We start from the raw sequence: 12,117 nt of genomic DNA, 5'->3' as shown, positions 1-12,117 counted from the left end.
GTTAATTAGAAGAAGGAGATCCGAATGTTCCACGGACTTCCGTAAACATACTGAGAGTAGATGTCCGAATTATAGTTTACGTTGTACAGTATCGACAGATTGATACCGGCCAAACGCCCAACGCGTTGCGAATACGTGGCTCCAATCATCGGCGCCGTTACCCAACGGCGTTTGTATTCCTGCGCTGCCTGGTCGGCATAACGGATGTTGTTGTTTTCAAATTCTGCGTGAGCATACAGATTGGGTACAATGCTGGGTACAAGCTCATACATCAAAAATCCGCGCCCGCCGTATTGGTTGAACTGGTCCGTCAGCGTCTGCGTATTCGTTCTTAACCGGTAGCGGTAATACACGTAATTGACACCAACGCCAGCAATTAATCGCTCGGAAGCCTGGTAGGCAATGACGGGTGACAAGCCAATGATGAACGGCGTACCGATTCGTGAATTACCAAATTGTAATGAACTGATACCGCCCCCAAACCGCAAACGTTGCGAGAATGGCAGAGGCTCTCCTTCTGGGGTTTGGGTTTTCAGGGGTTCTTTACCGTCTCCGCGCCGATCTTCCGGGTCTTCAGTAAGCTGCCCGTAGGCGACACTGCTACTCACCAGCATGATCGCCAGTAAGCCTTTCTGTATGAGGTTCATAGAGTTAGTTAATGAACAAAAATGAGTATTTGCAATATAAACGAAAAAATAGTGGTTTTTAGTCATTATGTTACCTTTTCAGAACTCAAACTCTTTCAATTCCGGGTCGTTTAGCAATCGCTGAATGCAGCGTTCGTGGGCCTCTTCCGGACCGTTCACCCGCCAGCGCCCCGTGATCTCATTGCCCACGCGCTGCTGAACCTGCCGCTGCGGCCGCAACCCGCATTCCTGAAAAACCGCTTCGTAGTGATCCAGCGTCTGGTGCCGAAACGCCGTCACAATGCGGTATTGCCGGGCCTGGTTGACGCGCGCAATGCGGGCAGCTACGCCCGGCAATACCAGCAACGTCGCTCCGATGACCGCAAAACCGGCCACGGCTAATCCGTAAAAACCAGAACCGATGGCCATTCCGATGGCGGCTACCGACCAGATGGTGGCCGCCGTGGTCAGCCCTTTGATGCTCGTTTCCTGCCGGAAAATGATACCCGCCCCCAGAAAGCCAATGCCGTTGACGATGTTGGCCGCAATCCGGTCGTCCCGGAAGCGGCTCGAAACAATGGTAAACAGCGCCGAACCGACGCAAATCAGAATGGTGGTCCGCAGGCCCGCCGATTTGCTGCGGTATTCACGCTCGGCACCGATCAGACCGCCCAGCACCATTGCCAGCCCGAGTTTCAGTATGTCTTCCTGCGTTATAAAATTCATTCTGCAATGTTTAAGCAACTCATCTATGGTTAACTCTACGAAAAGGAAACCATACTTTCAAAAAAACCGTTAGTCCAAAGATAGAGTTTTGCTAAATTTATAGAATGAATTTATCCGTTAGTCTGCCGCCCGACGGCTCCTTTCAGCAACCCGAGGTCGACCGCCTTGACCCGAAAAACTACATCATCATCAAGGGTGCCCGGGTTCACAATCTGAAAAGCATCGACGTTGCCATTCCTCGTAATCAACTGGTTGTCATTACCGGCCTTTCCGGCTCGGGCAAGTCATCGCTGGCCTTCGACACCCTGTTTGCCGAAGGGCAACGCATGTACGTCGAGAGCCTGAGCAGTTACGCCCGGCAGTTTCTGGGCCGGATGGAAAAACCCGAAGTCGATTACATCAAGGGCGTGTCACCGGCCATTGCCATCGAACAAAAAGTAACGACCCGCAACCCCCGCTCCACGGTTGGAACGACCACCGAAATTTATGACTACCTGAAGCTGCTCTTTGCCCGCATTGGCGTGACGTACTCGCCCGTCTCGGGAGGGGAAGTCCGCAAAGATACCGTGACGGATGTTGTCAATTACCTTTATACGTACGAACAGGGCCAGCGCGTGATGGTTATGGCTCCGCTGCACATCCGCCCCGACCGTAAACTGGCCGACGAGCTGAAAATATTGCTGCAAAAAGGCTACACCCGGATTGTAGCCGACGGCGAGGTCCTGTTCATCGAAGAAATTCTGGACAAAACGGCCACCGAACCGGCTTCCGGCGCGGATCTGGAAATTCTGATCGACCGGAGTTCGGTACAATTTGATGAAACCGGGCAACCCGAAGAAGACAACCAATACCGTTTCTCGGATTCGATTCAGACGGCGTTCAGCGAAGGCGAGGGCGTTTGCCGGGTAGATATCGTCGGGAAAGAATCGCGCGTTTTCTCGGACAAGTTTGAGCTGGATGGGATTACGTTCGAAGAACCGAGCGTGAACCTGTTTACCTTCAACAACCCGTACGGTGCCTGCCGCCGGTGTGACGGCTTTGGGAAGGTTCTCGGCATTGACCCGGACCTGGTCATTCCGGATAAAAACCTGTCCGTTTTCGAAGGTGCCCTGGCGCCCTGGCGAAGCGAGAAAATGAGCGAAGAATTTCTGCGCCCGCTGCTCAAAAACGGCATCCGCTTCGACTTCCCGATTCACCGTCCCTACAAAGATCTGACGCAGGCGCAGAAAGACCTTCTCTGGACCGGCAATAACCATTTCCAGGGCCTGAATGCTTTCTTTGATTTTGTGGAAAGTCAGACGTTCAAGGTCCAGTACCGCGTGATGCTGTCGCGCTACCGGGGCAAAACCACCTGCCCGGAATGCCGGGGCTCGCGGCTGCGGAGGGACGCCAGTTACGTAAAAATTGCCGGCAAATCCATCACGGACATCGTGTTGATGCCGATTGACGAGGCCGCAGCTTTTTTCCGGACGCTGGAATTGCCGCCCCATCAGCAGGAAGTGGGCAAACGCCTTCTGACCGAAATTCGTAACCGGCTGGATTACATGGAACGCGTCGGGTTGACCTACCTGACCTTAAACCGGCTGACAAACACTTTATCGGGCGGTGAGTATCAGCGCATTAAGCTGGCCACTTCGCTGGGTAGTGCCCTGGTGGGTTCGATGTATATTCTCGACGAACCCAGCATCGGCCTGCACCCCCGCGACACCAAGCAGTTGGTAGGTGTGCTGGAAACGCTGCGCGATATGGGCAATACCGTTATCGTTGTCGAACACGAGGAGGAAGTGATGCGGGCCGCTGATCAGTTGATCGACATCGGCCCCGACGCGGGCGTCAACGGCGGTCATCTGGTTTTTCAGGGTACGTGGGAAGAAATCACACGGGAAGGCCAGGCCGCCGGGCGATTCGGCCTGAACGGCAATGACGAATCCGAAGAACACCCCTTCCCTTCCCATACCATTGCCTTCCTGACCGGGAAAGAAACCGTTCCGGTGCCGAAGTTTCGGCGCAAGGCCACGCACTGGCTGGAAGTAAACGGTGCGCGGGAAAATAACCTGAAAGACGTGAATGCCCGGTTTCCGCTGAACAACCTGACGGTGGTAACGGGGGTAAGCGGTTCGGGCAAATCGACGCTGATCCGCAAGGTGATGTTTCCGGCCCTGGCCCGCCTGAAGGGGGATGGCTCGGAAGAAGCCGGCAAACACGATAGCCTGAGCGGCAGCCTGGACCAGATCACGTCCATTGAGATGATCGACCAGAACCCGATTGGCAAATCGTCGCGCTCGAACCCGGTGACCTACATTAAAGCTTACGATTACCTGCGGCAGGTCATGGCGGATCAGCCGGTGGCGAAAGCTCGCGGCTACAAACCGTCGCACTTCTCGTTCAACGTCGACGGCGGGCGCTGTGAGGTGTGCCAGGGCGAGGGCGAAGTAAAGATCGAGATGCAGTTCATGGCCGACATTTACCTGAAATGCGAAGGCTGTAACGGCAAACGGTTTAAACAGGAAGTGCTGGAAGTGACGCTGGCCGACAAGAACGTTTCCGATATTCTGGACATGACCGTTGATGAGGCCATTGACTTTTTCAAAAAGGCCGAGCAGAAAATGGTGGAAAAGTTGCAGCCGTTGCAGGATGTCGGCCTGGGTTACATCACGCTCGGGCAGTCGTCGAATACGTTGTCGGGCGGTGAAGCCCAACGGGTTAAGCTGGCGTCGTTCCTCGGTAAAGGCAACCCCAACAAAGGCGGCACGCTGTTCATTTTTGACGAACCGACAACGGGTTTGCACTTCCACGACATTCGGAAGCTGCTGAAAGCCATCAACGCCCTGGTTGATCAGGGCGATAGCGTGATCATCATTGAGCACAACACGGAAGTCATCAAATCCGCCGATCATGTCATCGACCTCGGCCCCGAGGGCGGTGAGAAAGGCGGTTATATTACCTTCGCGGGAACACCCGAAGAACTGGTGAAATTGCCGGAAGGCGAAAATTATACGGCGGATTTTCTGCGGGGTAAGGTATAACGGAGCCTTTCCAAACGAAAAAGGGTAGCCCATCAGACTTCGTGCCTGATGGGCTACCCTTTTTACTATTTGCAGGCGCTACAAGGTCGACGCCGGTCCGATGGCCAGCACCTCCTTGTCGTGGTGGTTTTTCTGAACGCACTGGTTGTCAAACAGCATGGTAGCCCCGTTGGCGGGCGTGTATTTCTGCCAGGTGGGCAATCCCTTGTGGTTCGGGTTGCCCGTGCGGGCGAAATTGATCCAGGACTGGCTTACCTTGTCGGCCAGCGCGTAAGCTTCTTTGCCTCCGCCTGTCATCTCCTCACAGCGAGCGATGTTGTTGAACACGAAGGGAATTTCCATGCAGTGAACGGCTTTGTACCGGCCATCCAAAACCGGCGACTGCCAGGTAAACAGGTACATATAAACCGGTGCGGGAGAGGCCGCCTTGAGGTCCGCCATCCGGATGGCACTCCGCCGGAACATACCGTCTACATCGAGTAAATCCGACGGTTTGCTGTCGTCCGGGTAGGCTTTCTTCAAAGCCGCAATGTAGGCGTCGGCTTTGTCGCCGTGTTGTTTTTGCAACTGACTTTTTGCTTCCGCCGGCGTCAGGGCGTTGCTGTCCGGCAGCCGCAGCGAAGCCATGAATTCGTTTTTGGTCGACCCAATCAGCAACGGCACCGTACTGGCGATAGCGCGGGCGGCTGGTTCAGTAGGCTGGTACGGCAGGAAACCCTCTTCCTGGATCGGTCCCCAGCTCAGGCCAAACATGCCCATTGCCTTTCCTTCGCTCTTTAATTGATCCTGTACCTTCCGAACGGCGCGTTTTCCGGCAGCCGCCAGTTTTTCATACGGCACTTTCTGGATGGAATCAACCTGAGCGGGTTGCAAACCCAGTTCTTCCAGCACGGCGGCTCCGATGCGTTTGGTCACCGCCTGCTCGTGAAACTGAAGTCCCAGACCGCCACTCTGAACGATGGCTTTGTGGAAAAGCCCTTTGGCCGACGGTGTATTGAGCAGGGTATTCACTTTTCCGCCCCCGCCCGACTGTCCGAAAATCGTCACGTTGTCAGGATCACCCCCGAAGTTGGCGATGTTGAGTTTCACCCATTCCAGCGCGGCCACCAAATCCCGAATGCTGGCGTTGGTCGAGCTTTTGTATTTCTCACCGTAAGCCGACAGATCCAGAAAACCCAGAATGTTTAGTCGGTGATTGACCGAAACCAGCACCACGTCGCCTTTTTTGCTGATGTTTTCGCCATCGTACGACGGCAATTCCTGCGAAGACCCCGCCGTATGGCCTCCACCGTGCAGCCAGACCATCACCGGGCGTTTTTTCGAATCATTAACCCCCGCCGACCAGACGTTCAGCCGCAGGCAGTCTTCGTTGGGATATCCCCAGTCGTGGTGGAAGACAAATTCGGATTCGTCCTGCACCGTAGTCGTCGGGTCCATCAGCGGGCAAACCGGGCCGTACGCCATCGAACTGCGCACGTCCGCCCACGAATCGGGCTTGGTCGGGGGCATAAACCGTTCGGCTTTGGCGTACGGAATTCCCTTAAACGTAAAAATACCGTTGTGCACATAACCGCGCACCTTGCCCTGCTCCGTTGCCACAACGGCGACATCTTTCCCGGTTGCCAGGGGCGCGGTGACGGGTTTACTGGTTTGGGCCACGGCCATTAACGGCAGCGTCAGGACGGCGATAGACGCGAGAAGCGTTTTGGTTTTCATCAAGTAGAGGTTGAACGTAAAATCTGAGTTAGCTCTTGGCGGTGTATTGAAATCAGGGTCTGCTCATGAGTCCAAAGAGAAAGTCCAGGGAAGCGGCATCGGGCAACGGTTGCGCTTTTACCGCATCGCCCAATACCGCAATCTGCCTGCGTTGCGTGGTGTAAGCGGGCCACGACGGCAAACCGGGACCGTTGGGATCGCCAGTTTTGATGAAGTTGGCCCAGTAAGTTGAGATAATGCGGGCGAGCTTATCGTCCGTCGGTTCGAGCGGGCGGAGCTGGCGGTCGATGAAGCGCAGGTTATCAAAGGCATAGGCCACTTCACCGGTGTGGAATGCGCCGTAGTGGGCATATTCGCCCGTTGCCGGAAGTTTTCTGGTAAAGCGGTAGACGTACACGGGCCGCCCCTGCCGGGCCTGAAGATTGGCCCAGGTGTAATTCTGCGCCCCAAAAATCAGGTCGCGGGAAAGCTTTACCTGGGATTCAGCGGCTTCGGCATCGGTTGTACCCGGATAAAATTTAAGGAGTGTCTGAGCCTGGTCGCCGTATTGTTGTTCGAGTTGTCTGCGGTATTCGTCCGCTTTTTTCTTCGGGCCAAAAGCCATGCCTTCGTCTTCGTTCCAGCCGGTCAGTAGGGTGATGGGATTGGCTTTCCCGGCGGCAAAAAGTTGGGCGACGGATTGGGGCAGCACATACCCATCGATGATCGGCCCCCGAATTCCCTGCGCTTTTTGTAGAATTTCGTCGGCTGGTTTCGTTCGCAATTCGGCCAGTGAGGCCGCGCCCAACGCCTGCATTGTTTTCAGACCGGCCTCCTCAGCCTGTTGAAGCGATGCGTAAGGCCGGGCAAAACTGGCTCCGCTCTCGGCAATGGCTTTGTTAAAGAGGTTTTTAGCAACTGGCGAAGCCACTAGGCAATTCACGCTCATAGACCCCGCCGATTGCCCGGCAATGGTCACGTTGCCCGGATCCCCGCCGAAGGCGGCAATGTTCTGTTTCACCCACTGCAAAGCCGCAATCTGGTCCATGAGACCATAATTTCCCGACGCATTTCGGCCCAGCGTGGATGCACCCGGTGTGGATGCACCCGGCTTGGACTCGCCCGCTTCTTTGGTTAGTTCCGGGTGGGCAAAAAAGCCAAACGGCCCAACCCGGTAGTTGATACTGACCAATACAATGCCTTTTTTGGCCATTGCCTCGCCGTCGTAAATCGGAACTGCACTGCCCCCGCTGCTAAACCCTCCGCCGTAAATCCAGACCAGTACCGGGCGTTTTTCGGTGGCCGACCGGGCACCCGACCACACGTTCAGGTACAGGCAATCTTCGCTGATGGGCGCTTTTGGGATCAGGTATTCGGCGCTCCACGGACCGAACGGGTTGGGCGTCCCCTGCACCGGACTCGCCCCAAACTGATCGCATTTGCGCACGCCCAACCAGGGCTTTACGGGTTGGGGCGCTTTCCAGCGCAATTCGCCAACGGGCGGAGCGGCAAACGGAATGCCCTTAAAAATCTGCACATCGCCATCCGGGTTCAGCGTTCCCGAAATCTGTCCTCCGGTGACTTTAACCGGAGCCGTTTCGCGGATGGAAGACACAAAAGCGGCAAAGACCAACAAAAGAAGTCCTAGCAGCGGTATTGCGGTTTTCATGGGTTCATTAGGGGGGTGGCGGTGAGGATTTTGCTGAAAAACAGCACCTGATACGGCAGCGCATTGCCCCAGTACTCCCAAGTGTGGGCACCGGGTCGTTCGGTGTAGTCGTGGGGTGTTTTATTTTCCACCAGCCGCCGGTGGAGGTCACGATTGGTTTCGATCAGAAAATCATCGACGCCGATGTCCAGAATCAGGGGCAGGTTATTGGCTTTCAGCCGGTCGGCCAGCGTCACCATCGTGTAGCCCGGATAGGGGCTGTCTCCCTCCTGGGGCGGCCCTAGCAAGCGGGCGAGATTCTCGGAACGGGATTTGGCAAAGTCGGGCGCTACTTTCCAGGTTGCGGTATTGATGTTCATGACTCCGCTCATGCTGCCGGCGGCCGCGTACAGATCCGGGTGTCGGCTGGAGATAAACAGGGCACCGTGGCCGCCCATCGACAAACCCGCAATAACCCGGCCCTTCCGGTCGCGAACGGTTCGGTAGGTGTTGTCAATTTTCTCGATCAGCTCTTTCGAAATGAATGTCTCGAACTGGCTGGTTTGCACCAGCGGACTGTCGAAATAATAGCTGGTTGGATCACCGTCGGGCGTTACAATGATCAGGTTGTATTGATCGGCCAGGCGGTGCAGCAGTGCTTTGTCGGGTGTTTTGGTCAGCCAGTCGCGAAAACTGCCCGTGCCCCCGTGCAGCAGGTACAACACCGGAAAAGCTTGCTTTCGGGCTTTTCGATACGACTCGGGCAGCACGACAGCCGCCCGCAACGTTCGGTTCATACGGACGCTCGGCACGTCCAATGTATCCACTTTAGCCCCAAACGTCAGAGAAGACAGCAACTGGAGGCAAATTACGAAACAGAATAGGCGCATGGATAAGTAGTTGAATGAAAATACTACCTTTACGTCAAAAGTACGGAAAGATCCTTTACGTCAGAAGTACGGAAAGAAATTTTTTGTAAAATTTCATGAACGATTATAACCATCCGGCGGCCCGTTATTATCAGGAAGTTTCTGAACAGTGTATTCATTACCTGTCCATCGACGGGGTAATTTTTGGCTTTCACCAGAATCAGCTCAAGGTGTTGCTGCTGCGCTGGAAGGGCACCAACGAATGGAGCCTGCCCGGTGGTTTCATCCGAAAAATCGAGTCCGTGGATCTGGCGGCCCAGCGAATCATGCAGGAACGCACGGGCCTGGACGCGCTTTACCTCCAGCAGTTTCACGTTTTTGGAGAAGCCGAGCGGTACAACCAGGAAGAAACGTGGGGAAAAATAAACCTGCCGCTTCAGAACGTCAACTGGTCGGCGCGGACGATTTCAATCGGTTATTACGCGCTGGTGGAGTACTCCCGAGTTGTTCCGGCGCCCGACTTTCTCACAGAAGAATGCCGGTGGTGGAATGTGGAGGCTATTCCAGCGCTGCTTTTTGATCACAATCACATCATCCAGGTTGCGCTTCAGTCGCTGCGCAAACAGCTCAACGACCAGCCCATCAGTCACCTGCTGCCCGAGACGTTTACCATTCCGGAATTGCAGCGATTGTACGAAACTATTTTGGGTTCTACCCTCGATGCTCGTAACTTTTATAAAAAAATAATGGCCTCCGATCGTCTGGAACGCCTTTCCGAACGTCGCGCAGGCACGCCCCACAAAGCCCCTTTCTTGTACCGCTTTAAGTCGGATAACTTCACGACCGAATGATTTAGCGTATACCAACCCCGTTAGAATCCCACCGTCTGTCTCAGAGGCTTACTGAATTGAGTACCAGCCCCGCCTTTTTCCTGCTTCCACTCTATTCTGCCTTCTTTGTCTGCTATTTCGAATAGCCCCTGGACCGTACGCTCATAATGTATAGAATCGCCTTAACCTTTTTTATCGGACAAGGTTGAGATAGTTGAATTAGCTTAAAAGAAATCAGTGTCCCTTCCTGACCAAAAAATTACCGGTTTCGTTGCCATGGTGACCCCCCTGGCTGATAATTGTCCGACATTCGTGCCTGGAATGGAAACGTATTATTCGGCCTATCCGGCGGTTTATTACGAATCAGCCAAGCACCTGTTTGAGAAGTTATGTGGCTCTGCCACATTCTGTTTGCCCGAACTGATTGTACTCGACCTGGCTCGATCAACGGACGCAAACCTGCAGGTTTTGCGCGAATTGAAAGCCAACGCTCGGCTACGGTCCATCCCCGTGCTGATGCGCAAACTGTCGACGGCGGCTTCCACCCCGCGTACCATTACCCCCGCTGTCAGTCGCGAAGAACCGGTCCAACCCGGGATTGTTTGGAAACGGCAGTTATTGATTGCTTCTTAGTGAAACGTATATGAAAATTGGGGATAAGTTGATGAAGCACCTGAACAAAACGTACGAACCGTCCAGTCTGGTGACCTTTAAATTCAACCGCTATGATGTGGCGCTGAAAACGGACGAAGACGGCAATCCAATCGTTATGTACATTGGTAAAGCCAACGAGCGGGGCATTATCAAGGGTGACCAGTATACCCGTAAATTGTTGAAAGAGGAAAGCGGGGCCGTGTTTAAAGACCATTGGGATCACAAAGGAAAAGTCTAACCAACGGATGGTGAACGTGGGCACCTGCGGCTTTAGCCGACCTAAAACCGAGTACGCCAACCAGCTGTCGTGCGTGGAAGTACAACACACTTTCTACCAACCACCCCGGCTGACAACCCTGGAAAACTGGCGTCGGCAGATGCCCCCCGGATTTGAATTTACCCTGAAAGCCTGGCAACTCATCACCCACGAAGCCCGCAGCCCGACCTACAAACGGTTGAAAAAAACGCTTTCGGACGACGAACGTCAGCAGGCGGGGTCGTTTAAGCCCACGGAAGTGGTTCAGCAAGCCTGGCAGGTAACCGCCGATTGTGCCCGGGCTCTCGGCGCAAAAACCATCCTGTTTCAGTGTCCGGCCAGTTTCAAACCAACCCGCGAGAACCAGGCCAACCTGGAACGTTTCTTTTCCGGCATTGACCGCCATACTTTTAATTTCGCCTGGGAACCCCGGGGTGCGTGGGATCGTGAACGGGTGCAGGAAATTTGCCACGACCAGAATCTCTGGCACGTAGTAGACCTGTTCGCTGCCCAAACCGTTACACCCGACCGCTGTTATTTCCGACTCCACGGCCGTCAGGGCTGGCGGTATCAGTACGAAGAACAGGAACTGAGCGAACTGGTTGAACTGCTACCGGCTGACCGTTCCTCCTACGTGTTTTTCAATAACATCCACATGTTTCAGGACGCCCTGCTCTTCAAAACGATTCTCCGGACTACCACGATCTAGAACGCCCCGCCGAAAGCCAGGCGAAGGCCGCCAGCCCAAGCGTTGCCAGAGCGGCCCCGGTAATCAGAGGGTGCAGCGAAGCCCGGGTGTAGAAGCTGGATTTCATTACGTAGCCGGGATGATCGCCGTGCACCACGCCGTCCGAACCAGCCTGGTGCAAAATACCCGCCGAATGTTGCGCGGGTTCCGACCGACGCTGCTGATCGAACAAGACCTTCTCCCCGATCCAGTCCATCAGGCCCGGCGCGTACTTGTTCCCGGTGCTCATCATTTTGGCGGCACTGCCAACGTAAATATCCCGTTCCGCGTGCGTAGCAGCGTGGAGAATGGCCAAGGCCACTTCCTTCGGTTCATAAACCGGCGGGGGCAACTGAGGCTCCTCATCCATGTAATTCCGGGCGTGCCGCGGCAACGGCGTGTTGATGCCCGCGGGTTTGACGGTCGTGACGGAAACCGGAGCCTTTTCTTCGGCCAGTTCCATCCGCAGCGCATCGGTAAATCCTTTCACGGCGTGTTTGGTGGCGCTGTACATTCCCTGCAACGGAAGGGCCAGATCGGCGGCCGCGCTGGCGATGTTGATGAGCGAACCGCCCCGTTGTTTCAGGTGACCCACCGCAATCAATGAGCCGTAGACCGTGCCCCAGAAGTTGGTTTCGAACAACCGGCGATGGTCTTCATCGCTGACGACTTCCAGACGGCCCCAGAGCCCCGCACCAGCGTTGTTTACCCAGGTATCAAAACCGCCAAACCGTTCGAGGGCGCTGTCGGCAATGCGCTGCACATCCTCCCGACGCCCCACGTCGGCCACCACATAGACGGCCTGCCCGCCCCCGGCATTGATCTGGCTGACAATTTTTTCCAGCGCAGCTTCAGTTCGGGAAGCCAGCACAAGGCGGGTTCCGTGTTGGGCAGCCAGTTGCGCCGTCGCCAGGCCAATTCCGCTTGAGGCTCCGGTGATGACCATTACCTGCTCTTTCAGGGGCTTGAATGAAAAGTTCATTGAGTTTTGTGAAATTCCCCTCCATGACTTCGCCGTCATGCGGGTTGGTATCCGTTGCTTTCGCTTTGGTTAACACCC

The 12,117-nt window shown here is 55.1% G+C and carries 11 protein-coding genes; 5 read left to right on the top strand and 6 right to left on the bottom strand.

The features are described 5' to 3' along the window. Positions 1-5: 5 nt before the first annotated feature. Positions 6-647, bottom strand: coding sequence for a hypothetical protein (locus tag OQ371_RS11270; protein WP_265993866.1), 642 nt, complete (start codon positions 645-647; stop codon positions 6-8). A 78-nt stretch (positions 648-725) separates the two neighbouring features. Next, positions 726-1,352: an MgtC/SapB family protein gene (locus OQ371_RS11265; RefSeq protein WP_265993865.1), complete on the bottom strand. Its 627-nt coding sequence runs from the start codon at positions 1,350-1,352 to the stop codon at positions 726-728. A gap of 104 nt (positions 1,353-1,456) precedes the next feature. On the opposite strand from OQ371_RS11265, the gene uvrA reads away from it, so the two are divergent. After that, entirely contained in the window at positions 1,457-4,378 is a 2,922-nt protein-coding gene (uvrA, locus tag OQ371_RS11260) for an excinuclease ABC subunit UvrA (RefSeq protein WP_265993864.1), read from the top strand. Between the two features lie 78 nt (positions 4,379-4,456). Here the strand turns inward: uvrA and OQ371_RS11255 are convergent, their stop codons facing one another. Genes OQ371_RS11255 through OQ371_RS11245 form a run of 3 tightly spaced genes read right to left on the bottom strand, consistent with a single transcriptional unit; the run spans position 4,457 to position 8,611 of the window. Beyond that, complete coding sequence (locus tag OQ371_RS11255; protein WP_265993863.1) at positions 4,457-6,094, bottom strand: carboxylesterase/lipase family protein; 1,638 nt, start codon at positions 6,092-6,094, stop codon at positions 4,457-4,459. 52 nt (positions 6,095-6,146) lie between these two features. After that, on the bottom strand, positions 6,147-7,742 hold the full coding sequence (locus OQ371_RS11250) for a carboxylesterase/lipase family protein (protein ID WP_265993862.1): 1,596 nt from the start codon (positions 7,740-7,742) through the stop codon (positions 6,147-6,149). After that, on the bottom strand, positions 7,739-8,611 hold the full coding sequence (locus OQ371_RS11245) for an alpha/beta hydrolase (protein ID WP_265993861.1): 873 nt from the start codon (positions 8,609-8,611) through the stop codon (positions 7,739-7,741). Before OQ371_RS11245 ends, OQ371_RS11250 begins: the two co-directional genes overlap by 4 nt. 95 nt (positions 8,612-8,706) lie before the next feature. Here OQ371_RS11245 and OQ371_RS11240 point away from each other — a divergent pair, with 95 nt between their 5' ends. The 4 genes from OQ371_RS11240 to OQ371_RS11225 all read left to right on the top strand — a co-directional run bounded on the left by OQ371_RS11240 (position 8,707) and on the right by OQ371_RS11225 (position 11,039). Beyond that, positions 8,707-9,441 carry an NUDIX hydrolase gene (locus OQ371_RS11240; RefSeq protein ID WP_265993860.1) on the top strand — a complete coding sequence of 245 codons (735 nt, stop codon included), beginning with the start codon at positions 8,707-8,709 and terminating at the stop codon, positions 9,439-9,441. A gap of 300 nt (positions 9,442-9,741) precedes the next feature. Continuing rightward, the gene (locus tag OQ371_RS11235) at positions 9,742-10,053 is read left to right on the top strand and encodes a response regulator (RefSeq protein WP_265993859.1); all 312 of its coding nucleotides are present in this window, start codon (positions 9,742-9,744) and stop codon (positions 10,051-10,053) included. Positions 10,054-10,063: 10 nt separating this feature from the next. After that, the gene (locus tag OQ371_RS11230; protein ID WP_265993858.1) at positions 10,064-10,312 is read left to right on the top strand and encodes a hypothetical protein; all 249 of its coding nucleotides are present in this window, start codon (positions 10,064-10,066) and stop codon (positions 10,310-10,312) included. Positions 10,313-10,319: 7 nt separating this feature from the next. Beyond that, on the top strand, positions 10,320-11,039 hold the full coding sequence (locus tag OQ371_RS11225) for a DUF72 domain-containing protein (protein ID WP_265993857.1): 720 nt from the start codon (positions 10,320-10,322) through the stop codon (positions 11,037-11,039). Here the strand turns inward: OQ371_RS11225 and OQ371_RS11220 are convergent. Continuing rightward, the gene (locus OQ371_RS11220; RefSeq protein ID WP_265993856.1) at positions 11,026-12,039 is read right to left on the bottom strand and encodes an SDR family oxidoreductase; all 1,014 of its coding nucleotides are present in this window, start codon (positions 12,037-12,039) and stop codon (positions 11,026-11,028) included. The two genes, OQ371_RS11225 and OQ371_RS11220, sit on opposite strands and share 14 nt — an antisense overlap. Between the last annotated feature and the right edge of the window lie 78 nt (positions 12,040-12,117).

It is taken from the genome of Larkinella insperata (genome assembly GCF_026248825.1).
Taxonomy (GTDB): domain Bacteria; phylum Bacteroidota; class Bacteroidia; order Cytophagales; family Spirosomataceae; genus Larkinella; species Larkinella insperata.
Note: the sequence above shows the minus strand (reverse complement) of the source record. Positions and strands in the feature narration are given on the sequence as shown.